This is a genomic window from Corynebacterium sp. ZY180755 (genome assembly GCF_054331495.1).
This window is the reverse complement of record NZ_CM135811.1, coordinates 218,973-240,608: the sequence shown is the minus strand read 5'-3', so window position 1 is coordinate 240,608 and position 21,636 is coordinate 218,973. Positions and strand designations below refer to the sequence as shown.

Genomic DNA, 21,636 nt, shown 5'->3' with positions numbered 1-21,636 from the left:
GCAAACCGATATTAACTTCAGTCCCACGCTCCATTGTGCTGGCCGTTTCTGGAGTTGCCAATTGCTTCCTCCAGTGGCACCACCTTGGTTGTATCCCAGGGTATTTCCCACCCTGCATGCTGGAACAGAGCGTTCAGCAACGCCCCAGTAAAGCCCCAGACTACGTAGCCGTCAAGATCGAACGCGGGGCCGTGCCACCTGTTGCCCATGCTGACACGGAAGCGGACCTTCGGGTCGAGCAGCTTCCGGATAGGAACGGACAAGACCTCGTCCGTTTCCGCCGGATCAATTGCTGCCACGTCTTTCTTGTCATGCCAGTAGGCCAGGATGGGGTGCACTGGGTAGCCGGTGGCGTGGATGTGCACCTCCGGCAGCTCAGCCAGCGGCGTCACGCTGTGGCGGTCCAATCCCGTTTCTTCCCATGCCTCGCGCATGGCACAGTCCACTACTGTTTCATCCTCTGGGTCTACTCGCCCGCCGGGAAAGGCCATCTGCCCGGAGTGGCTCCGAAGGGTTGGCGATCTGTGAATAAGCAGGATTTCTGCATCCTCCGGTAGCTCGTGTGCATCTGCGCTACCGGAGAGCAGCATGAGCACTGCCGCTTGGCGTTGGCGGTCAATGCTTCCGGTTGCTTTGAGTTCGGCTTGTATCTGCTCGCCAATGTGCCCTGAGCGCATGCTGTCCACCAGTGGGCGAAGCCACGCAGGGGCTTTTTCTGGCTGTAGCTCAATGTTCTCGCCCGGCGAATCGGGAAAATCTGGCCTGATGGGTGACTGTGGTGGGTTTTTCATGTCGCCTCATTCCCCCTTTTCTAGCTTGCAATGAGATTTTCGATTTCGGATTCTAGTTCGCCGTATTCCTCGAACGGCCGAGGGAGAAAGCCCACCATCTGACCTTGGGCATCGAGCACCACGGTAATGGGGACAACGCCGGGAAGGCCCAGCGTGCCGGCAAAACTGTTGGAGGAATCCTGGAAGCTTGGCATATCAACTCCCAATTCCCCAAGCATTCCCGCGCCGTTGGCGCCCAGTTTGTCCGCGTGAACGCCTACGACGGTGTATTCAGGATGCTTTTGGGCCAGTTCATCAAACAGCGGTAGTTCCTTGCGGCACGGTTCACACCACCACGCCCACAGGCTGACGATGGTGTAGTCACCCTGGGGCTCACCGTGGATCTGTCCTCCCAAGCAGGGTAGCTCGGTGGGAAGAGCAACTTCTGGGCAATCGGGGCGCTGAGGGACCTCGCTCAGCTCCTGATTCGTGACCTCAGATGTGACCGAAGATTCCGCGGGCTCGTCCGCATTTTTGAACATGGGCAGTTGGGGAACAAGAACCGCCAGGCCGGCCAGGAATACCACGATGGAGATGATCAGAGTTTTGTTGTTCATGATGTAGCTTCCGTTGCAATTCCGGCCAGGTTCAGTAGACGATCCACGTGGGAATCAGTGGGGCCCTTGATAAGCTTTGCTGCTTCCAAGGTGTCCGTTGGCCCCTCGCCGTAGCTTGGACATAGCGGCGCAAGAAAACACGCGCCACAGGCTGGCTTTCTGGAATGGCAGACCCTGCGCCCGTGGAAGATGATTCGGTGAGAGAACATGGTCCATTCCTTCCTCTCAATCATCTCAGCCAGAGCAAACTCTACTTTCACCTCATCGGTCAGCTGAGTGAGCCCAAGCCGGCGCACTAGGCGCCCGAAATGGGTATCTACCGTCAGCCCCGGCACGCCAAAGGCGTTGCCGCGCACCACATGGGCTGTTTTCCTGCCGACGCCCGGCAGGGACACCAGATCATCCAGTGCCCGTGGGACCTCGCCGCCGAACTCAGCGACCAGGCGCTGCCCCATCCCGATCAGGTTTCGAGCCTTAGCTTTGTAGAAGCCAGTGGGGCGAATGTATTCCTGTAATTCGGCCTCATCTGCGGTGGCGTAATCCATAGCGGTGCGATACCGGGCAAAAAGTGCTGGCGTTACTTGGTTAACGCGTACATCCGTGCACTGCGCTGACAAAACGGTGGCCACCGTGAGCTCAAGCGGATTTTTAAAGTCCAATTCGCAGTGGGCATCTGGGTAGCCAACCGTCAGCCAGCGGTTGATTTTGCGTGCGCGCCGGGTTTTTCCCAATGGTGTCTCGCCAGTACGGGCCTGCGCCTTGGTCTGCTTCACGCGGGTAGCGGGCGGGGTGGGAGCTGGCAACGGGATTCCGTCAATCAATCCGTCCACTCTTTTTTACCCCTGCTTTCCTTGTGCGTATGTGAGCATCAACCAACCAGTCTAATCAGAAATTCCGCTGTCACCAGCTCGGTGTGGAATTTGGTAGCACTAACGCTATTGTGGTGGGCATGGCCGCGATTCTTGCTTGTCTTGTACCACTACTGCTTGCCACCTTTCTTTTCTGGATGGAAAGGCTGGAGAAAGCAGTACTTCGTACAGGTATAGAGGACCAGGACGTCACGTCAGCACCACGTTCGGAGGATGAGATTCCACCTAGCCGTGAGGACCTTCCCACAACTGACGCCGAATAGGAGTTGACGGACATCACCACGCGTTGTGGTTAAAAATGCTCCGCAATTCTCCTCATTCGGGTGTAGTTTTCGCACTCTCAAGCATTATTCCCTTTAACCGCCTGCTACTAGTTAAGGCCACATTAACTGGCATTTTCGCTTGTCAACTCCCCCGTTGCCACCCTCTGTTACCACATCTATGTGACAACTCTACTTTTGAGGTGCGGTTGTAACCTATTTCATAGTAAAGTGCCTAACTGGTATTACTTTGAATGTGGCCTATATTATTGATAGGCCAATAATCATCGCATCAACTAAGGAGTACGCGAAGTGGACGGTGTACACGACATCCTCTCCCGCGCTGGCATTTTCCAGGGCGTCGATCCAGTGGCTGTAAATAACCTGATCCAGGAGTTAGAGACCGTACGCTTCCCACGCGGTGCCACCATCTTCGAAGAGCACGAGCCAGGTGACCGCCTGTACATCATCACCTCCGGCAAGGTGAAGCTCGCTCGCCACTCCACTGACGGCCGTGAGAACCTCCTCACCGTGATGGGCCCATCGGATATGTTTGGTGAGCTATCCATCTTCGACCCAGGCCCACGCACCTCCTCCGCCGTGTGTGTGACTGAAGTACACGCTGCAACCATGAACTCTGAGATGCTGCACAAGTGGATCTCAGATCACCCAGCCATCTCTGAGCAGCTGCTCCGCGTTTTGGCTCGCCGTCTGCGCCGCACCAACGCTTCCTTGGCTGACCTCATCTTCACCGACGTACCAGGCCGTGTTGCCAAGACTCTCCTGCAGCTGGCCAACCGCTTTGGCACCCAGGAGGGTGCAGCCCTACGCGTTAACCATGACCTCACCCAGGAAGAAATCGCCCAGCTCGTTGGCGCTTCCCGTGAAACAGTAAATAAGGCGCTGGCAACATTCGCGCACCGCGGATGGATCCGCCTCGAGGGCAAGTCCGTGCTCATTGTGGACCCTGAGCACCTAGCAAAGCGCGCTCGCTAAAACACTCCACTTAAGCCCCACTACGGTGGGGCTTTTCTCATGCGAACAAAAATGAAGGCGGAAGTTCACCCCGTGAACTTCCGCCTTCATCACACCTACTAGGCTTCCCCAGCGTCCATCTTTTCCAAGTAGCGAAGCGCGACGCGAGTGGACTGCTCCGCAGCACCGCGAAGAACTGGGTCAACGTCATCGTAAATGGCGTCAATCATGTCCTTCAGAGCAAAGTCAGGACCAAGCTTCACCTTAGCTTCCTTGATTTGCTCGAGGCGCTGGTAACGGCGCTCTAGGTACTTGTGAGTGAAGAACCCTACGTCATCCGCATCTGGACCGTGTCCCGGAAGAAGGCTAACTCCCTGGCAGCGCTCATCCAAGAGCTCTAGGGACTTCAGGTAATCACCCAGATCACCATCGGTCTCTGAAATCATGGTGGTGTGGCGGCCGGCGATGGTGTCTCCGGTGCACACGCCTTCAAGCTCAGACTTGTGTGGTTCCCCGCTCCAAATAAAGAAGCTGACAGAGTCACTAGTGTGACCTGGGGTGAACACCACCTCAATCTGTGGGGTAACGCCGTCCAGCTTAATAATCTCTCCATCAACCAGCGGGTTACCAGCCATGCACTGGGTTGGATCCACAGCACGTACAGGCGCACCGGTGAGCTGACGGAAACGGTGAGCCCCATCAGCATGATCAGGGTGACGGTGAGTCAGAAGCACCAACGCAACGTTATCTGCTTTGGAGTTCAAGACATTCAGATGGCCTTCATCTTCTGGGCCACAGTCAATAACAATGCTGTTAGGATCGCCCTCTGCGCGAATTACCCAGGAGTTAGTTCCCTCAAGCGATGAGTACCCAGGATTAGGGCACAATACGACGGATGCGGACTCGGTTACTGGCCGCAACTGGCTATAGGCAGGATGCTGCATGGTCTTTAGCTTAGCTACTCGATGTGGTTGGGACTACTAGCTTCTCCCCTAAAAGGAGGATCGAGGAGAAAAATTGATGATCACTTTCTAGTTTTTCACGAAAGTGACGGTCATGGGGCTTATTCTGCCACTTCCACGATGACTTCGATCTCCACCGGAGATCCCAGTGGAAGCTCAGCTACACCAACCGCAGAACGGGCATGCGCCCCAGCCTCACCGAATACTTCGCCCACCAAGTTGGAAGCGCCGTTGATAACACCCGGCTGCCCAGTGAAGGATTCAGCAGATGCAACGAAGCCAACAATCTTGAGTACTCGCGTGACGTTATCAATACCCACGAGAGCATCAATGGCAGCTAGCGCATTCAGCGTAGCGATGCGTGCGTAGCGCTCTGCGTCCTCTGCGGACACCTCTGCACCAACTTTGCCCACCTGTGGCAATTCTCCATCAACGAAAGGCAGCTGGCCGGATGTCCAGACCTGGTTACCCACGCGAATACTTGGCACATAAGCAGCTACTGGGGTCGCCACCTGTGGGAGTTCAATGCCAAGTTCTGAAAGGCGGGCGGAAATGGTTTCGGCCATGTTCTAGCCCTCCTCGACAGGGCGCTTCATGTACGCCACAACATTGTCTGGGTTAGGGCCTGGAGTTACTGAGACCAGCTCCCAGCCGTCCTCACCCCACGTGTCAAGGATCTGCTTGGTGGCGTGCGTTAGAAGTGGAACTGTTGCGTATTCCCATTTAGTCATGGTGCCAACAATACCCTCATTAGCGTCGCTGCTTCAGCTGTGAAATGGCAATATCGCGCATGACCACTGATTTCCAGGCGCAGCAACCAATGGTGGGGGTAACCCCACCAATTCTCAGGCATTAATTAAACCCCCGCCACGAGGTGACGAGGGCAGAAATTATAACGGAATTAAATTCCTACGAGTTCTCCGCCTGAGGCCAGGTACTCGGCCCAGTTATTAATGTGTGGGTTCTTGCGGAGCAGGGCACGACGCTGACGCTCTGTCAGGCCACCCCAGACACCAAACTCAACCTTGTTATCAAGGGCGTCTGCGCGGCATTGCTGCAGTACTGGGCACTGGCGGCAGATTGCGGCGGCACGACGCTGCGCTGCACCGCGGACGAACAGTGCGTCTGGATCTCCGTTGCGGCAATTTGCCTGCATGACCCACTCACCACGCTCTCCTGCGGTGAGAGTGGCAACGGAACCAGCGAATGGATTACGGCTGGTTTCGCTCATGAGGGGTGCCGCCATGGTGTCGATCCTCCTGCTAAAAGAGTGCTTCTGAACCTTTTTCTTAACACCTGTAAGTGTATTCACATCAGACGTCCTTAGTCGAATGAGTCACACATTGAGGGGGAACTTCTCCGCAATACCCAAGGTAATTGCCACCCACGGGTGGTAAAAGCGTGGTATAGAAATGCACACAGACTTACCCGAAAAATATGTTTATTACCCCATAAAATTAGAGTTTCTCCATTCCCTTTACTTCTCGTTTCCGGCTAGGGTTGTAGCGTGGCTAAGTTCAAAGCGTTGACAAAATTGCTCGCCGCCACGGCTGCAGCCGGAATCACGGGCGCTCTTGCCCTGACCCCCATCGCCGCCATTGGTGGCGTGGCTGTGGACCGTACAAACACGACCATGCAATCGAACTTGCAGGATCTGACGAGCGGCACCGCGCCTGGCGTCACCACGATTCTGGATAAAAACGATGATCCGATCGCGTGGCTGTATGACCAGCGTCGGTTTAGTGTGCCTGCGAACGAGATTTCTTCTGCCATGAAGAACGCGATCGTGGCCATTGAGGATCGTCGCTTCTACGAGCACAACGGTGTGGACATCCAAGGCAACCTACGCGCTATGGCTACGAACCTACTTGCAGGCGGTGTGGAGCAGGGCGCGTCCACCATTAATCAGCAATACGTCAAGAACTATCTTTTGCTCGTGTTGAGCGATGATGCTGAAGATCAGGCGGCTGCTATTGAGACTTCTATCCCGCGCAAGCTGCGCGAGATGAGAATGGCCAGTGAGATCAATGATCACCTTTCTAAGGATGAGATTCTGGCGCGCTATTTGAACCTGATCCCGTTCGGCAACGGCGCGTACGGCGTGGAGGCTGCCGCGCGCACCTACTTTGGCACCAATGCTGACAAGCTCACTGTCCTCCAGTCCGCCATGCTGGCGGGCATGGTGCAGTCTTCCTCATATCTGAACCCGTACACCAACGCCCAGGCAGTGAAGGACCGCCGCAACGCGGTATTGGATGCCATGGCCTCCACAGGTTCTATTACCGCGCAGGAAGCAGCTGAGTTGCGCACCGAGCCCCTGGGCGTGCTTGATGAGCCACGCGGGCTTCCTAATGGCTGTATTAGTGCCGGCAACGCTGGCTTCTTCTGCGACTACGTCCTTGAGTACCTAGCCGAGAAGGGGCTGAGCCAAGAGCAGCTCACCGACGGCACCTACACCATCCGCACCACCTTGGATCCTGCAGTGCAGGAGTCCACGCACAGCGCCGTGACCAGCCAAGTGTCCGCGCAGGCACCAGGCGCCGCGGAGGTAGTCAACGTAGTGGAGCCTGGGCGCGATAGCCGAAACATCCTGGCTATGGCATCATCGCGCGATTACGGCTTGGACTTGGATGCTGGCCAGACCGTTCTCCCCCAGACCACCGCACTGGTGGGCAACGGCGCCGGCTCCGTGTTCAAGATCTTCACCGCCGCCGCTGCGCTGCAGCAGGGCTATGGCCTAAACACCACGTTGCAGGTCCCGGCGCGCTATGAGGCGCGCGGCATGGGTGATGGCGGCGCTCGCAATTGCCCAGCAAACACTTACTGTGTGGAGAACGCCGGCTCCTATGCCCCAACGATGACGCTGAAGAATGCCCTCGCGCAGTCCCCTAACACCACGTTCGTCCAGCTCATTGAGAAGGTGGGGGTAAAGAATGTGGTGGACATTTCGGTGAAGTTGGGCTTGCGTTCCTACCTAGATGAGGGAAGTTTCAATGGTGAGGATTCCATTGCGGACTACGTAACTGAGCACAACCTGGGTTCTTACACCTTGGGCCCCACTCCGGTGAGCGCGCTGGAGTTGTCCAATGTGGCGGCGTCGCTGGCCTCGGATGGCCGCTGGTGCGAGCCTAATCCGGTGCGTGAGGTCACTGACCAAGATGGCAATGAGGTTTTCATTGACCGACCAGATTGTGAGCAGGCGCTGGATGCTGATGTTGCCCGCGCGCTTGCCGACGGCATGACGGCCGATATCGTCTCCGGCACCGGTGCCACCGCGGCGCGGGCCGCAAACTGGTCCGGCCGCTTAGCGGCCAAGACCGGCACCACTGAGTCCCACCAGTCCGCCGCATTCATGGGCTTTAACGACCAGTTCGCCGCCGCCACGTACATCTACAATGACGGCACGCAAACCATGCCTCTGTGCACCAGTCCTCTTCGTCAGTGCGCGAATGGTGACCTCTACGGTGGATACGAGCCAGCGCGCACGTGGTTTGCCGTAGCCAACGGCGCCGGGGGTCGTTCGGGCACTGTCCCTCAATCTGATCCGAAGTTTAAGCAGGGCGCCACCGCCGCGTTCTCTGCCAAGTACCGCGGCCGCAATGGTGAGTCCGTACGGAAGGAACTAGCCAGCCAGGGATACCAAGTCAATCTTGTCACCGCTAAGGGGGACGGTCTTGCCCGTGGCGCGGTCATGCGCATCGATACCGTGATGCCGCTGAGCAAGGACTCCCCAATCACCATCTGGGTTTCCGACGGCACCTCCGCCACCCCGCCGGCTTCGCCATCAGCCTCACCGAGTGGCCGACGGCCTGATCCTGCGCCACCTGCCACGCGGCCAGATCCGCAACAGCAGCTCAACGATCTCCGCAACCGGATCAATCAGCTGCTTGGTGGCGCTAACTAATCCCCCTGCCCCGCGCTGAGCTACTCCCCTAAGAGATCGAAAACTGATCAGGGAAAACAGCTCATCGCGGGGTATTTTTCATCTCCCCGACCATAAGAGAGCGCGATATCACACCAGCAGACAAAACCGGATGCGTAGCCATATCGTTCTACCATTGAGGGTCATGGATCTCACCGACTTAGAAGACCGCATCCTCTCGCTGTGCGAATCCATCCCCCGTGGGATGGTTGCAAGCTACGGTGACATTGCCGCGGTAGCAGGCTGTGGGCCACGGCAGGTCGGCCGAATTATGAAGATCCACGGCTTCCTTGCACCGTGGTGGCGGGTCGTTCGGGCCGATGGGTCCAGCGCAGTTGCTGAGCGTGCTGTTGAGCATTGGGATGAAGAAGGAGCACCACACGACGGCACGCGGGTAAAGATGTCAGCCTGCCGCTTCAACTTTGAAAGGGATGTTGATCATGAAATCTAGAGCGGCACTCCCCACAGCCGCGGCATTATTGGCTGTCATTGTTTTCTCCATCAACTTGCGCTTGGGCGTGTCAGCTATCGCTCCCGCCCTGGGGCACATCCGTCACTATTTTGGTGTGTCCACGTCCGTTGCGGGAATACTCACTGCGCTGCCTGGATTCATGTTCGCCATCATGGGATGGTGTGCCGTGCCGCTGGCCCGCCGCGTAGGCGTTACCCCCACGCTGATTGTGGGCGCTGTAGCCATCACGCTGGGCACCGCACTCCGCCCAGTCGCGCCACTGTTTTCAGCGTTCTTGATTCTGACAGTCCTGGTAGTGGGCGGCATTGCTTTGGGAAATGTCCTACTACCAGCTTGGATAAAGGCACATTTTCCCGCTAAAACGGCGGTGGTACTCATGACTGCCTACACCACCGTCCTAGGAATGTCCGGCGCGGTGGGACCACTATCGGCGCTTCTCTTTGATCAGGAGGACCCCGATGCATGGCGGGGAATGCTGGGCGTCTGGGCTGTGCCTGCAGTAATCATGCTGTGCGTGTGGGTATTACTGGCTAATCAATATGGAAAGGACGTTCCCCGCTCCCCTGCTCTGTCCACCTCGGCATTCCCGCCCGCTGAGGTGCCCATGTATCGATCACCTACCGCGGTGGCCATGATGCTGTTCTTTGGTGTTCAATCTGCCACTGCGTATGTGCAAATGGGCTGGCTCCCACAGATCCTTACGGATCGAGGCGTTTCAGCGGCTACCGCCTCCATCGCCTTGTCAACGGTGGGAGTTATCAATATCGTGGGCGGATTGATCATGCCCACAGTCATCGCCCGAACACGTCGCCTCACACCACTGCCCGTAGTACTTGCCTTGTTCACATGCGCAGGGTGGTTAGGAATCTTTATCAACGCAACCGCTGCACCAATCACATGGTCTGTTCTCATGGGCATTGGTGGCATGTGTTTCCCACTTGCGCTTGCTTTATTGACTGCACGCACGAAAGATCCACTCATCACAGCGCGACTATCCGGTTTTGTCCAACCAGGCGGCTACCTGATCGCCGGAGCAATCCCACTAGCCGTGGGATTCATCTTCTCCGCCCTGGGCAATTGGGACACCATTGTCTTAGGGCTCGCGGTACTCGCTATCATTCAGGCAGGTTTAGGTATTGTGGCCGCTCGCCACACATTGATTGATGACGAGCTGGCACACGCAAGAAAGGTTTAGCCCAACGCCGCACGTACTGCGGTGGACAGGCGCTTGCCGTCAACGCGGCCTGCGGCCTTTGCTGTAGCGACCTTCATAACCTGGCCCATCTGCTTCATGGTAGCCTCACCGGTTTCGGCCTTTACCTCTGCAACGGATTCGGCCACCAAGGTCTCTACCTCGGCGTCATCCAGCTGGGCTGGCTGGTAGGTGGAAAGAACCTCAGCTTCAAACAGCTCGTGGTCTGCAAGCTCTTGACGGCCCGCCTCTGCGTAAACCTCTGCAGATTCCTTGCGCTTCTTCACCTCGCGGGCGATAACTTTGAGTACTTCCTCATCGGTCAGCTCGTGCTTGGAACCGTTGGTCTCCTCGGTCTGAATAGCAGCGAGAAGCATACGCAGCGCGCCGGTGCGCTCCTTCTCACGCGCCTTCATTGCGGTGGTCATATCGGTACGGATTTGTGCTTTCAATTCGCTCATAGGCACCTATTCTAGTCGCCTTATGGTGTGCGCATGTGGCGGAAACAAGCGGTAGGGTAAGAGTGTGAAAAAGCGACCAATCCTGAACACAATCCTGTACTCCATCGGCGGCCTCGGTTTCTTAGGCCTAGCAACTGCCGCATGGGGCTATACGGAGACTAGCCGGTTTGAACTCAAGGAGATTACCCTCCCGATCCTGAAGCCCGGCACACTCAAAGGCTCGGATGGCTTCAAGATCTTGCATGTCTCAGACCTACACATGGTTGCTCACCAAACTAAGAAGCAGGATTGGGTAGCTGCTCTGGATCGTCTGAACCCTGACTTAGTAATCAATACTGGCGATAATCTTTCAGACACCAAGGGCGTTCCTGGTGTCATGCGTGCACTCGCACCACTTCTGCGCCGGCCAGGGCTATTCGTGTTTGGAACTAATGATTACTTTGGCCCACGCCCCGTCAATCCCTTCGGTTACTTACTGGGCAAGAAGCGCAAGCCGAGCGAAGTTGAGCTGCCATGGAAGGGCATGCGCGCAGCTTTCATTGAGCACGGCTGGGTGGACATGACGCACAATCGCCATGAGTTCCAAGTAAGTGGCTTGAAAATCGCGGCGGCTGGTGTGGATGATCCGCACCATGATCTGGATGATTACTCCACTATTGCTGGCGCGCCTCATGAGGCAGCCGACATCGCGCTCGCGCTGGTGCATTCGCCTGAACCTCGCGTGTTGGCGCAGTTCGAGCAGGATGGCTACGACCTGAGCTTCTCCGGCCACACCCACGGTGGCCAACTGTGCCTGCCAGGATCACGAGCTATCGTCACAAACTGTGGCATTGATCGTGCCCGGGTTCAGGGCTTACATGATTTTGGCCGGATGAAAATGCACGTTTCCAACGGTCTTGGCCAGTCTCGTTTTGTTCCTTTCCGCATCTTCTGCCGCCCTTCAGCTACCCTCATCACTCTGACCGAGCAACCTTCCTAGGCGCCGTGATGAAGTAGACACTCGCCCAGTTTGGTCAGTCGTTCCGTGCCGGACTAGCATCTCTAACAGCGGGATATAGCGCAGCTTGGTAGCGCACCTCGTTCGGGACGAGGGGGTCGCAAGTTCAAATCTTGTTATCCCGACGACCACTAATAACGGTTCTGGCCTTCTCAACGAAATGGCCGAAGAAACCAGAACCGTTCAGCAAAACCCACCGCCGAAGCGGTGGGTTTCGTGTTTTCTGAACTGACCAGCGCACTCTAAGTGATGCTTAAATCGAGTTAAGCAGAAAAAGTGTGTCGAATGTGAAGCGTTATCACTGGTCAGGTTACGTAGATTGGGAACGTAAAGGGTTCCAAAGCTTCTTCAATTCCGTTTTTCTTTTAACCCACCAGAATGATGCCCACATGAAGTAACAGGCTCTCGTCATTCACTTCTTCACCGCAACGCATCGAGCATGCTGTTCGCTCGGCTCACGAAATGAAGGCTCTGTACCACGTGGTTCATCCAGCGCAGGCGTTTTAAGATCAACACGCTGCATAGACTCAGAGTAAAAACGCGCAGTAGGCATGACGTTTACCGTCACCACACCGTATGACAACTGTGCAGAGGAAAACTCATATCCGAACACAGGAACGAAACCCGCACCAAATCAACCCTTTTTGACGCTCTATCCAACTAAGCTAAAGACACTTCTCACCGACCCGTATGAGCAACATAGCAGCGAAAGAATTTAGCAATGTCATCTAACTCCATCTACCAGGCTGTCTGGGGCACCGCCGACACCTACCTTCGTGGCACAGTTTCTCGCCAGAGCTACGGCGACTACATTCTGCCGTTCACGGTCTTGCGCCGTATGGAGTGTGCGCTCAAAGAAACAAAGAACGCAGTGCTGGAAACGGTGAAGGAAGCCGAGCACATGCCCGACCACCTTGTTGACGCAATGGTGTTGGCCAAGCACAAGCTACCGTTCTACTCCGGTTCCCCACTGTCATTGGAGATCATCGCTGCATCCGATGACAACGTGATGGCGGGCATGTTGTCCTACCTCGATAGCTTCAACGAAACCGTGCGCGATGTCTGGAAGGCGTTTAAGTTTCCAGAGCTACTGCAGACTTTGGAAGACGGCAACGTCCTGTGGGGTGTTGTCTCCCACTTCGCTGGCATCGACCTGTCTGACGAAGCGCTGTCCAAAGGAAATGAGGGTAGCGCTGAGAACGTCATGGGTGACCTGTTCGAGGAGCTTATGTACCGTTCCTTCTCCGAGAATGGGCAAGTTGCCGGTGAGTATTACACCTCGCGTGAGATTATTCGCCTGATGGTCGATGTCCTGCTCAACTCTGATGACGACGGTCTACAGGGCAAGGCTCCGGTACGTACCGTTTATGACCCAGCTGCGGGAACGTGCGGCATGTTGCTGGTTGCTAAGAACGCGATGGAAGAACTCAATAGCAACATTCAGGTCGGCCTGTTCGGCCAAGAGATTATGCCGAAGTCTTACGCACTTGGCCGCTCTGACCTTGTTGTCTCCGGCGTTGACCCCAATGCCTTGCAGTTCGGTGACACACTCGCCAACGACCGCTACGAGGGACAACAATTCGACTACGTGCTCTCCAACCCTCCGTACGGTTCTAACTGGAATAAGTCGAAGGACGCAGTGACTGCCGAAGCCAAGCGTGAGGGTTCTCGCTTTAGCCATGGTCTACCGCCTGTGCCTGATGGCCAGATGTTGTTCCTGTGCCACGTAGTGGACAAGCTCAAGGACGCGGAAGAGGGCACCACGAAGGGTGGCCGTGGCGGTGTGGTCACCAATGGCTCCCCACTCTTTACTGGCTCTGCGGGTTCTGGTCCGGATCAGATTCGTCAGTGGCTGATTGAGGAGGATTACCTCGACGCGGTGATTGCACTGCCAACTGACATGTTCTACAACACTGGTATCGCCACATACATCTGGATTGTGGACAAGAATAAGGAGCCACGCCGCAAAGGCAAGATTCAGCTGATTGACGCGACGAAGCAGTGGACTCCCATGCGCAAGTCGATGGGCAAAAAGCGGCGTTTCTTCTCCGAACAAGACCGCGCTGTTATCTCCGACCTGTATGCCCAGTTCGACCAGGCTGACTCAGAGGTGTCGAAGGTAGTCACCGAAGAAGACCTGTCTTTCTATGACGTTTCGATGTTCCGTGTGAAGCACTACGCCACGTCGATCACGGACGAGACGGTATCGGCGGCTATGACGCACAAGACCGCTTTGACCGGCCATGAGGCCGTAATTCGTTCGTGTGAAGGTGTGGCATGGAACGACCTGCCAGACCATCTCAAGAAAGAGGCCAAGTCAGTTGGACTCAAGATGGGCAACCCTCTGCTGGCGCACATCATGACAGCAGTCGCCGTAGACGACGAAAAAGCACCGGAGGCCATCGACCACAAGGGCAACCCGGTCATCGACCCTAGCTCGAAGATTATCGAACGCGTCCCCCGGACTGAGGACATCGCCGAACACATGGAACGCGAGGTCTACCCGTTCGCACCTGACCTCACGTGGAACGAAGCCGACGTCAAGATCGGCTACGAGATCCCAATGACCCGCCTGTTCTACAAGCCAGAGGAAACTGAAACACTAGACGAACTCGACCAGAAGCTCGACGAGAAGCTAGCGCTGATTCAGTCCCTGCTCGCAGAGGTGAAGAAGTAATGGCTGCGTTTCCGATGGTGCCACTAAAGCACGCGATTGAAACAAGGTTTACTGGCGTATGGGGTAGCGACGAAGGTGCTGACGAAGTAGATGTTCCGTGCGTGCGGATTGCTGACTTCAACCGCGAAACGAAAACCGCCGGTGAGGCCATACCAACTGTACGGAGCCTGCCCGAGAAGGTACTTTCCGACAAATGCCTGCGTACTTTTGACATTTTGCTGGAAAAGTCAGGCGGCGGCGAAAAGACCCCCGTTGGAGACGCAATGCTCTATATAGGTGCTGGTGATGTTGTTTGTGCGAACTTCATTGAAGTAATCAGGCCAAAGAGTGATTCCGATAGCCGGTATCTTGTTTACTCACTGGGAAGTAATTATAGCTCCGGCTCTACTCGCCCTTTTGTGCGTCAGACCATTGGTATCCAGAACCTAGATTTACAGAGGTATTTCGACCAAGCCATACCCCTCCCCGACCTCGACACACAACGCCGTATCGCGGACTACCTCGATAGCGAAACCGCGCAGATTGACACGCTCACGGCGGAGCTGGACGGCTATGTGGAGCTGTTGAAGAAGCGAAAAGACCAACTCGTTGAAGCGAAGCTCACCGAAATTCAAGCACCGCTTTGTGCCGTCGGCTTCGTTGGGGACGTACTACTGGGAAAAATGGTCAATTCGAGTCCATCGACCGACGCTGATGAACTCCGGCCCTACCTACGCGCAGCGCACGTCCAGCCCCACGGTGTAATGGACTTCTCGGTGCCGGAGAAGTTGATGTGGTTCACCCCTTTCGAAGTTGAAAGGCTTGACCTAAAAGCTGGTGACGTGGTTGTTGTCGAAGGTGGTGCCGGTTATGGCCGAAGCAGCTGTTTGACTGAGGAAATGGACGGCTGGGGTTTCCAAAACTCCATCAACCGAATCAGGCCACTCCCCGAACGGGCACGTGGCGAATATCTTTCACTGATGATTAATAGAGCTTTAGCTCGTGGCGAGATTGGTATTGCGTCCAATGTTGCGACAATCCCTCATTTCACAGCGGAGAAGCTAGCGCGGTTCCGCATACCGGTTCCGTCAGTAGAAGTCCAAGACGAGTTTCTTGATGTAGTTCTTGCCGAACTCACCCAAACCGACACCATTATCACCCAGTGCCGGGAGTTGAAGGAACTGTTGCTCAAGCGTCGGCAGGTGCTGATTACTGATGTTGTGACCGGAAAAGTGGAGGTCTAACCCATGTCTGATTCACCAGTAGAACAGTCGCTGGCCAATTACCTAGAGCGTGACTTTGAGGACACGATTGTCACCGAGCTACAACAGGGTGGCTGGTTGCATGACCCGTCCAACGCTGAGTGGGACGTTGCACGTGCACTGCACGTTGGGGACGTGCTCGCGTGGTTGCAAGAACAGTACCCAGATGAGTTTGATAAGGCTGTTCCGGTAGGACTCACCGGAACAGATCGACAGGTGGCGGTGAACAAGCTGCTTGACCGATTGGTGGAGAAGCTGGATTCCACACCAAAACTCACAGCGCGTACCAAGAAGGTAGCCGGTGGCCTGCTGGGTACTTTGCGCGATGGCTTTGCGCACTCGCAGCGAGGGCGCCAGAAAGCCACTTTCAAGAACATGGTGGCCTTCTACCCCGAAAACCCGCTGTACACTGACGTGACCGCGAAGGCGAAGCAGAACCGCCTTCGTGTCCTGCGCCAAGTCCGGTTCGATGTGAACTCCAGCGAAACCCTTGACCTCGTGCTCACTGTGAACGGTATTCCGGTGGTCACGATGGAGCTGAAAACCGACAACACACAGGCTGTGTGGGACGCAATCAAGCAATACAAGCAAGATCGCGTACCAAACAAGAACCGCGCTCTATTGCGCCCCGGACGTGCACTGGTCCACTTCGCAGTGTCCAACCAAGAGGTCTACATGGCCACGGTACTCGCAGGCCGAGATACTTTCTTCCTGCCGTTCAACAAGGGTGACGGTTTCCACGCGGGCAATCCCGTGAACCCGCATGGCTCAGACACCGCGTACTTGTGGCGGGAGGTGCTGGCACCCGAGCTATTCCTGCGTATCCTTCGTGACTACGCGCTGTGGGAACCAGCCAAGAAAGGCAACGATGGTCGCCTAGTGTTCCCGCGCTACCACCAGCTGCGCGCGTCAGAGCGCGTGCTCAATGATATGACAGTGAATGGCGTGGGTGGCCGGTACCTGATTCAGCACTCCGCCGGTTCTGGTAAGACCAAGACGATTGCGTGGCTGGCACACAGAACCAATCGCGTCTGCAATGCTGACGGCACACCGCTGTTCAACTCGGTCATCGTCGTCACCGACCGCACCGCACTTGATGACAACGTCAAAGAAGGCCTCGACCTGCTGCGCGCCTCAGAGGGCATGGTCGTGGCCGTGGACAACGAGCTAGGCTCCAAGTCGAAGAAGCTGGAGAAGGCGTTGTCCGAAGGCGGTCACATCATCTCGTGCACCATTCAGACCTTCCCAGCGCTGGCCAGAATCATGGAGACCAACAAGGCGCTTGCAGGTCGCAATTACTGTGTCATCATCGATGAGGCTCACTCCTCCCAGCACGGTGAAGCAGCGAAGAAGCTACGCGAGACTCTTGTCACAGTCGATAACATTTCCACCGAGGACGAAGACTTCACCAGCGATGACATGCTCATGGCCGTGGACTCGGCCGTGGCTAATTCCACCAACATCTCGTTTATCGCGCTGACCGCAACCCCGAAGGGTAAGACACTGGCAGCCTACGGTGTACCTGACCCTAACACCCCAGACAAGCGCATGCCGTTCGATGTCTACTCCATGAGTCAGGCCATTGAGGAAGGCTTTATCCTCGACGTTTTAACCAACTACTCCACGTATGCGATGTTCGCTCGAATCAAAGACGAGCTGGGCCGCACCGATGTTGTGGACGAGTCTGCAGCGATATCGGACATGGTGCGCTTTGTCCGTATGCACCCCACGTCCATTGCACAGAAAGTGGTGGTGACGGTCGAGCACTTCCGCCGCAACGTCATGTCTCACCTAGACGGCACCGCGAAGGCGATGGTGGTCACCGCAGACCGCCAGGCGGCGCTTACATGGTCGTTAGAGATGAACAAGTACATCGCCAAGCAGGGATACAGCGACATGACCACGCTAGTGGCGTTTTCCGGTTCGCTGGAGATGGGCGACAACACCGTCACCGAGTACTCGCTCAATGGCGTGAAAGACACAGCACTGCACTTCCGCGAGAACGAGGAGTGCCGTGTTCTCATTGTCGCCAATAAGTTCCAAACCGGTTTTGACGAGCCACGACTATGCGCCATGTACGTAGATAAAAAGCTCTCGGGTGTCATGGCTGTGCAGACTCTTTCGCGCCTGAACCGCACGTTCCCGAAGAAACCAGCACCGATGGTTGTGGACTTCATCAACGATCCACAAACCATCGTGGACTCTTTTAGGCCGTACTTCAACGAGGCTTACATTAACTCCGATATTCCGGCTAACGCGCTCGATGACCTAGCCGAAGAACTGGACTCAGCTGAGTTTTACACTGCCGACGAACTAGATGAATTGGGTACCGCATTCGTTGAGAATGTGCCGTCAGAACGGCTGCAAGCTCTCGTATCGCCAATTCGCAATCGCTGGAACCAGCACATGCGGGACGCAAGATTAACCAGTGACAAGGACGCATACGCCAACGGCAAAGCATTTAGGACGAACTGCATTAAGTACACCCACGCGTGGGAGTTCCTGAGCCAAATTATTGATTACCAAGACCCGACGCTGCACAAACGTGCCATCGTGTGCGGTTTGCTGGCACAGAACCTCAATCTGGAGCGCCAGATTGATGATGATGACCTCACCACTGGACTAGAGATTGTCGGTGTAGCTGTGGAACCACAGGACACCGATACTGACCTTCAATTGGCGGGTAGTGACATCAACGGCACCATTGCCCTGCCAGGCTTTGATGGTCAGCCCGTCTCAGAGAACTCACCGGTCAAGACCGCCTTTGATGCTGCGGTGGAAAAAGTCAACGAGATTCTGGCCCAAGCTGGTGTCAGTGCGTCCGATGAAGCTAAAGCCGGTGCTATCCGCGCCTGCTACGGCAAGCTGGTCGAAGACAAGCAGATCCAGGACATGGCCGGTGAAAATGACGCACACCAACTGGCCGCAGCTGCGGACTTCAAGCAGAAGGGCCTCATGGCGCTGTTCGGTTCCGCTCAAGAATCCAAGGAGGTCTACGACACGTTGTCCTCGGACATGGAGAACGTGGAAGCCGTACTGCAAGCACTGGCTGGCTTACTGGTTGCCGCGTCCAATGATGCGGAGGTCAAGAAAGAGCTAGGTAAATAGCCTCCCAATCACAAAACACCTGCCAGATGGCTAATACCTACGACAGGTGTTTTGCATGGCTATTCAGTTACTTGGATTCCAAGGTTATCGGAAAAGTGTTGTGATTTGGCTTCTTGACTAGGCAGGTACCTAAATCTGGAAGCTAGGGTAAAGCCCTACTTTCTTGCGGAGCAGGGATGACCCGCTTCCGAGATTCACCTCCGTCTACCCCCATATATAGTGAGTTAGTCACTGCTCCTACCAGTAGTTTCTGGTTAGGTTCTTAAAATACAAGTCCGTCTCTTCAAGATCCAGTGCACTACCTGTAGGATAGATTCCACTGACACCGCTCCCTCTCACAATGAAAATTGTGATGGTGCGGTCTTCTTTTTAACTACCGAAATGACAATAAGTTACAACAAGCCTCACCTCACATACGAAGAACAAAGCGCGCTACTTGCAAGCCGAGATCTCAAGATTGATGATCCAGTTCAGTGCTTAAGAAAACTTCAAGAGGTTGGATACTATCGCCTCTCGGCGTACTGGTACCCTTTCCGGAAAAAGAAGCCTGAATCTTCGCATACAACGAAATATAACTATCGTTTCGATGACTTCGCCCCTGGTCATACTTTTAGCGAAGTGGTCGAATTATACGATTTCGACGAAGCTCTCCGTAGGTTGCTCCTTGAAGCATTGGGGCTTATCGAAATACAGCTGCGGGCAAAAGTTGCCTACTATGCAGGACAGCGTGATCCTCTTATCCACCTATGCCGCAGCAAGCTAGATGAAAAAGAGTGTGGTGTAAAACCTAAGCACAGCAAAAAGGATTCTTACGAAATTTGGCTTCAAAAGTATGGGCGCCAAGTTACTAGATCTCGTCAAGAGGATTTCATTGCACATTACAAGGAACGTTATGGTTCCGAACTACCGATATGGGTCGTAGTCGAAGTGATGGACTTCGGTAGTATTTCGAAACTTTTTGAGTTCCTTCCCAAAGAAATAAAGAATCAAATCGCCCCTTCATTCGGAGCTCGTCAGGGAACAGTCGTTGCCGGTTGGATGAAAAATTTCAACTATGTCAGGAATCTAGCGGCTCATCATTCTAGGCTGTGGAATCGTAGTGCCGTAACCAAAATTCAGGTACCAAATCGAAATGTCGTAGATCCTGGAATCTTTCACCTAGCAGTCAATACTGCTAATTTCGACAAAATTTATCCTACCTTAGCCCTACTCGTTTACACCCTGTCTTTTCTGCAGCCAGAAAGTGACTGGCGAAACCGCCTGATTGCTTTACTTGAGAACTTTCCCCAGATTGAAGGAGTTAGCCTTGAGCACATGGGCTTCCCTAGCAACTGGCGGCAACTAGCAATCTGGCGCAGCAATGTGACCTTTATAAACGGAGCGGGGCTTCCCCCATGGGTTTGCACGGCAAATTAATATAACCAACGTTGATAACAACCCATGGCACTAGCTTTCCCAGAGCCCTAAATGCGACGCGATCCTTGAGGCGCGCAGAGCCCGAGAGCTGCTCAAAATCAGGCCTCTCTCAGCATCAAATTAGCCATTCGCTAGAAAAGAGAAGGCTCTGTTTTAAATTTCATACACCGGATATGCACGAAGAAGTTTGCCCCACAGATACGGAACAAACTTCTCTCCCCTTCGCTGAGAATATGCCTAGTCGTTTGATACCCGGGCTGGCACGAGCTTGGTACTGACCACGGCACAGACCGCTAGGGCGGCGAGGATACCTGTGGATCCCCACGTCAGGAGGGCATCGCCGTTGTTGCCCAAGGAGGTTAGTGCCACGGTGGGGTAGTTCAGTGGCATGAGGTTTGCCAGGGCCTGCATGCCGGTGGAGACCTCAGCGGTGGCGGCAGAGTTCCACACCCAGCCCACGATGCCGGCTTGGATTACTGCGAATAGGGCAGACAGGGATGTGCCAACGGTGGGACCAAAGGCGCGGATGGCGGCACTGGTGCCAAACATCGCGGCCACGGCCAACAGCGCACCGATTCCAGCGGCCGAGAAGCCCAAGCCAGCGGGGACGCCGGTGCCCAGAAGGACGAACAGCAGGCCGGTAAGGGCGCTTAAGGCGAGCACCGTGATGACTGTGGCCACCTTGCTGCGGCCCCGCGTGATCGCACCGAGGAGGACACCGGCGGCAATGAGGAAGGCGTACATGGGCGCGAAGGTGCGGCCGGCGTCGCCCGCATCGGTGGATGCGGCACCCACAGGCAGGGCGCGGCTGATGGCGTCCACCTTCTGCTGAGTCTGCCCAGCCATAGTGTTCAACTGCTGCGCGCCGTTGTTGAGATCATCTACACCCTTCATTGCCTCATCCACGCCGTCAGTCAGGGCGTTGAGGCCAGCGGCCAGTTCATTCGCGCCAGAGGTAGCGGTGTAGATGCCGTCATGGAAGCCGTAACCCGGGGTGCCCAGCTGGTTGGCGATCTCACGGGAGCCATCCTTGAGTTCGCGGAGTTGGGCTGTCAGAGACTGATCGAAGGAAAAACCCTCAACTTGGCGCCGGAAGTCCTCCAGCTGGCCGCGGAACTGCGCCACCTGTGGGTCATTGTTGGTGCGGATATCGGAGAGAACCATATCGATCGAGGTGAGGATTTGGCCGCGCACGACCTCAAGTCCCAGTACGTTATCCACGGCAAGGGAGACACCGTCGGCTACCTTGGTGGCGCCGGTTCCGAGCTGGCCGGTGGCGGCCTGAAGTTGGGTCATGCCGTCCGAGAGCTGCTGCGCGCCATCGCGCGCGGCGATCGCGCCATCGGAGAGCTCCTTGGCACCGTCGTCAAGCTGCTTGGTACCGGCAGCGAGCTTTTCTGCGCCAGACGCCATGAAGCCCGCCTGGCTCCCGGCCTCACCGGCGGCCCGGCGCGCGTCGACAAGGGCGGACTGGTCCACCGCCGACGGCGCGGCACTGGGGTCTTCCCCAGAATTCCAGGCTGATTGAATGTCCGTTTCTGTCACGGCGGCGTAGCCGGCGCCCGCTGCGAGCGGGAGCGCAAGGAGTAGCCCCGCGGTGAGGGTTTTGAGGGTACGGCGATTCTGGCTCATGCCTTAGCAATATAACGGGCGGAATTGGCCTTGTATTTTTGCCACACCGCCCACGGCTCTAACTC

19 protein-coding genes and 1 tRNA gene are annotated in these 21,636 nt (G+C 55.8%); 11 read left to right on the top strand and 9 right to left on the bottom strand.

All coding sequences use genetic code 11. The features are described 5' to 3' along the window. Positions 1–17 precede the first annotated feature (17 nt). Genes ACXM2N_RS01130 through nth form a run of 3 tightly spaced genes read right to left on the bottom strand, consistent with a single transcriptional unit; the run spans position 18 to position 2,160 of the window. Positions 18–791, bottom strand: coding sequence for an NUDIX hydrolase (locus ACXM2N_RS01130; protein ID WP_458489215.1), 774 nt, complete (start codon positions 789–791; stop codon positions 18–20). A gap of 20 nt (positions 792–811) precedes the next feature. Next, positions 812–1,387 carry a TlpA family protein disulfide reductase gene (locus tag ACXM2N_RS01125; protein WP_458489213.1) on the bottom strand — a complete coding sequence of 192 codons (576 nt, stop codon included), beginning with the start codon at positions 1,385–1,387 and terminating at the stop codon, positions 812–814. Beyond that, a complete protein-coding gene (nth, locus tag ACXM2N_RS01120) occupies positions 1,384–2,160 on the bottom strand; it encodes an endonuclease III (protein WP_458490929.1) in 777 nt (258 codons plus the stop codon). Before nth ends, ACXM2N_RS01125 begins: the two co-directional genes overlap by 4 nt. Before the next feature lie 176 nt (positions 2,161–2,336). Here nth and ACXM2N_RS01115 point away from each other — a divergent pair, with 176 nt between their 5' ends. Beyond that, complete coding sequence (locus ACXM2N_RS01115; protein ID WP_458489211.1) at positions 2,337–2,519, top strand: hypothetical protein; 183 nt, start codon at positions 2,337–2,339, stop codon at positions 2,517–2,519. Positions 2,520–2,828: 309 nt separating this feature from the next. After that, positions 2,829–3,512 (top strand): CRP-like cAMP-activated global transcriptional regulator GlxR, encoded by a 684-nt coding sequence (glxR, locus tag ACXM2N_RS01110; protein WP_458489209.1) that lies wholly within the window; start codon positions 2,829–2,831, stop codon positions 3,510–3,512. A 98-nt stretch (positions 3,513–3,610) separates the two neighbouring features. Here glxR and ACXM2N_RS01105 read toward each other — a convergent pair whose 3' ends face one another. The 4 genes from ACXM2N_RS01105 to ACXM2N_RS01090 all read right to left on the bottom strand — a co-directional run bounded on the left by ACXM2N_RS01105 (position 3,611) and on the right by ACXM2N_RS01090 (position 5,699). Then, on the bottom strand, positions 3,611–4,435 hold the full coding sequence (locus ACXM2N_RS01105) for an MBL fold metallo-hydrolase (RefSeq protein WP_458489207.1): 825 nt from the start codon (positions 4,433–4,435) through the stop codon (positions 3,611–3,613). A 119-nt stretch (positions 4,436–4,554) separates the two neighbouring features. After that, entirely contained in the window at positions 4,555–5,019 is a 465-nt protein-coding gene (locus tag ACXM2N_RS01100; protein WP_458489205.1) for a RidA family protein, read from the bottom strand. Between the two features lie 3 nt (positions 5,020–5,022). After that, positions 5,023–5,184: a hypothetical protein gene (locus tag ACXM2N_RS01095; RefSeq protein WP_458489203.1), complete on the bottom strand. Its 162-nt coding sequence runs from the start codon at positions 5,182–5,184 to the stop codon at positions 5,023–5,025. 170 nt (positions 5,185–5,354) lie between these two features. Beyond that, positions 5,355–5,699 (bottom strand): WhiB family transcriptional regulator, encoded by a 345-nt coding sequence (locus ACXM2N_RS01090; protein ID WP_458490927.1) that lies wholly within the window; start codon positions 5,697–5,699, stop codon positions 5,355–5,357. Between the two features lie 261 nt (positions 5,700–5,960). Between ACXM2N_RS01090 and ACXM2N_RS01085 the strand changes: the two genes are divergently transcribed. The 3 genes from ACXM2N_RS01085 to ACXM2N_RS01075 all read left to right on the top strand — a co-directional run bounded on the left by ACXM2N_RS01085 (position 5,961) and on the right by ACXM2N_RS01075 (position 10,042). Next, positions 5,961–8,357 carry a transglycosylase domain-containing protein gene (locus ACXM2N_RS01085; RefSeq protein ID WP_458489201.1) on the top strand — a complete coding sequence of 799 codons (2,397 nt, stop codon included), beginning with the start codon at positions 5,961–5,963 and terminating at the stop codon, positions 8,355–8,357. 163 nt (positions 8,358–8,520) lie between these two features. Beyond that, positions 8,521–8,826, top strand: a complete 306-nt coding sequence (locus tag ACXM2N_RS01080) for an MGMT family protein (RefSeq protein WP_458489199.1) — start codon at positions 8,521–8,523, stop codon at positions 8,824–8,826. Next, positions 8,816–10,042, top strand: coding sequence for an MFS transporter (locus ACXM2N_RS01075; RefSeq protein WP_458489197.1), 1,227 nt, complete (start codon positions 8,816–8,818; stop codon positions 10,040–10,042). Before ACXM2N_RS01080 ends, ACXM2N_RS01075 begins: the two co-directional genes overlap by 11 nt. Here ACXM2N_RS01075 and ACXM2N_RS01070 read toward each other — a convergent pair. Further along, positions 10,039–10,500, bottom strand: a complete 462-nt coding sequence (locus ACXM2N_RS01070; protein ID WP_458489195.1) for a GatB/YqeY domain-containing protein — start codon at positions 10,498–10,500, stop codon at positions 10,039–10,041. The two genes, ACXM2N_RS01075 and ACXM2N_RS01070, sit on opposite strands and share 4 nt — an antisense overlap. Before the next feature lie 64 nt (positions 10,501–10,564). Here ACXM2N_RS01070 and ACXM2N_RS01065 point away from each other — a divergent pair, with 64 nt between their 5' ends. The 6 genes from ACXM2N_RS01065 (at position 10,565) to ACXM2N_RS01040 (ending at position 19,939) form a co-directional block, all read left to right on the top strand. After that, a complete protein-coding gene (locus ACXM2N_RS01065; protein WP_458489193.1) occupies positions 10,565–11,479 on the top strand; it encodes a metallophosphoesterase in 915 nt (304 codons plus the stop codon). A 69-nt stretch (positions 11,480–11,548) separates the two neighbouring features. Then, a tRNA-Pro gene (locus tag ACXM2N_RS01060) sits at positions 11,549–11,622 on the top strand. A gap of 596 nt (positions 11,623–12,218) precedes the next feature. Further along, on the top strand, positions 12,219–14,174 hold the full coding sequence (locus tag ACXM2N_RS01055) for a type I restriction-modification system subunit M (protein ID WP_458489191.1): 1,956 nt from the start codon (positions 12,219–12,221) through the stop codon (positions 14,172–14,174). After that, positions 14,174–15,397 (top strand): restriction endonuclease subunit S, encoded by a 1,224-nt coding sequence (locus ACXM2N_RS01050; RefSeq protein WP_458489189.1) that lies wholly within the window; start codon positions 14,174–14,176, stop codon positions 15,395–15,397. Before ACXM2N_RS01055 ends, ACXM2N_RS01050 begins: the two co-directional genes overlap by 1 nt. 3 nt (positions 15,398–15,400) lie before the next feature. Continuing rightward, positions 15,401–18,523 carry a type I restriction endonuclease subunit R gene (locus ACXM2N_RS01045; protein WP_458489187.1) on the top strand — a complete coding sequence of 1,041 codons (3,123 nt, stop codon included), beginning with the start codon at positions 15,401–15,403 and terminating at the stop codon, positions 18,521–18,523. A gap of 381 nt (positions 18,524–18,904) precedes the next feature. Then, on the top strand, positions 18,905–19,939 hold the full coding sequence (locus ACXM2N_RS01040) for an Abi family protein (protein WP_458489185.1): 1,035 nt from the start codon (positions 18,905–18,907) through the stop codon (positions 19,937–19,939). A 237-nt stretch (positions 19,940–20,176) separates the two neighbouring features. Here the strand turns inward: ACXM2N_RS01040 and ACXM2N_RS01035 are convergent, their stop codons facing one another. After that, the gene (locus ACXM2N_RS01035; RefSeq protein ID WP_458489183.1) at positions 20,177–21,571 is read right to left on the bottom strand and encodes a hypothetical protein; all 1,395 of its coding nucleotides are present in this window, start codon (positions 21,569–21,571) and stop codon (positions 20,177–20,179) included. Between the last annotated feature and the right edge of the window lie 65 nt (positions 21,572–21,636).

Excerpts from the sequence above, each read along its gene's own strand:
- ACXM2N_RS01130 (WP_458489215.1), bottom strand. The coding sequence starts at position 791 with ATGAAAAACCCACCACAGTCACCCATCAGGCCAGATTTTCCCGATTCG.
- ACXM2N_RS01125 (WP_458489213.1), bottom strand. The coding sequence starts at position 1,387 with ATGAACAACAAAACTCTGATCATCTCCATCGTGGTATTCCTGGCCGGC.
- ACXM2N_RS01115 (WP_458489211.1), top strand. The coding sequence starts at position 2,337 with ATGGCCGCGATTCTTGCTTGTCTTGTACCACTACTGCTTGCCACCTTT.
- ACXM2N_RS01105 (WP_458489207.1), bottom strand. The coding sequence starts at position 4,435 with ATGCAGCATCCTGCCTATAGCCAGTTGCGGCCAGTAACCGAGTCCGCA.
- ACXM2N_RS01100 (WP_458489205.1), bottom strand. The coding sequence starts at position 5,019 with ATGGCCGAAACCATTTCCGCCCGCCTTTCAGAACTTGGCATTGAACTC.
- ACXM2N_RS01095 (WP_458489203.1), bottom strand. The coding sequence starts at position 5,184 with ATGACTAAATGGGAATACGCAACAGTTCCACTTCTAACGCACGCCACC.
- ACXM2N_RS01090 (WP_458490927.1), bottom strand. The coding sequence starts at position 5,699 with ATGGCGGCACCCCTCATGAGCGAAACCAGCCGTAATCCATTCGCTGGT.
- ACXM2N_RS01080 (WP_458489199.1), top strand. The coding sequence starts at position 8,521 with ATGGATCTCACCGACTTAGAAGACCGCATCCTCTCGCTGTGCGAATCC.
- ACXM2N_RS01075 (WP_458489197.1), top strand. The coding sequence starts at position 8,816 with ATGAAATCTAGAGCGGCACTCCCCACAGCCGCGGCATTATTGGCTGTC.
- ACXM2N_RS01070 (WP_458489195.1), bottom strand. The coding sequence starts at position 10,500 with ATGAGCGAATTGAAAGCACAAATCCGTACCGATATGACCACCGCAATG.
- ACXM2N_RS01055 (WP_458489191.1), top strand. The coding sequence starts at position 12,219 with ATGTCATCTAACTCCATCTACCAGGCTGTCTGGGGCACCGCCGACACC.
- ACXM2N_RS01050 (WP_458489189.1), top strand. The coding sequence starts at position 14,174 with ATGGCTGCGTTTCCGATGGTGCCACTAAAGCACGCGATTGAAACAAGG.
- ACXM2N_RS01045 (WP_458489187.1), top strand. The coding sequence starts at position 15,401 with ATGTCTGATTCACCAGTAGAACAGTCGCTGGCCAATTACCTAGAGCGT.
- ACXM2N_RS01040 (WP_458489185.1), top strand. The coding sequence starts at position 18,905 with ATGACAATAAGTTACAACAAGCCTCACCTCACATACGAAGAACAAAGC.
- ACXM2N_RS01035 (WP_458489183.1), bottom strand. The coding sequence starts at position 21,571 with ATGAGCCAGAATCGCCGTACCCTCAAAACCCTCACCGCGGGGCTACTC.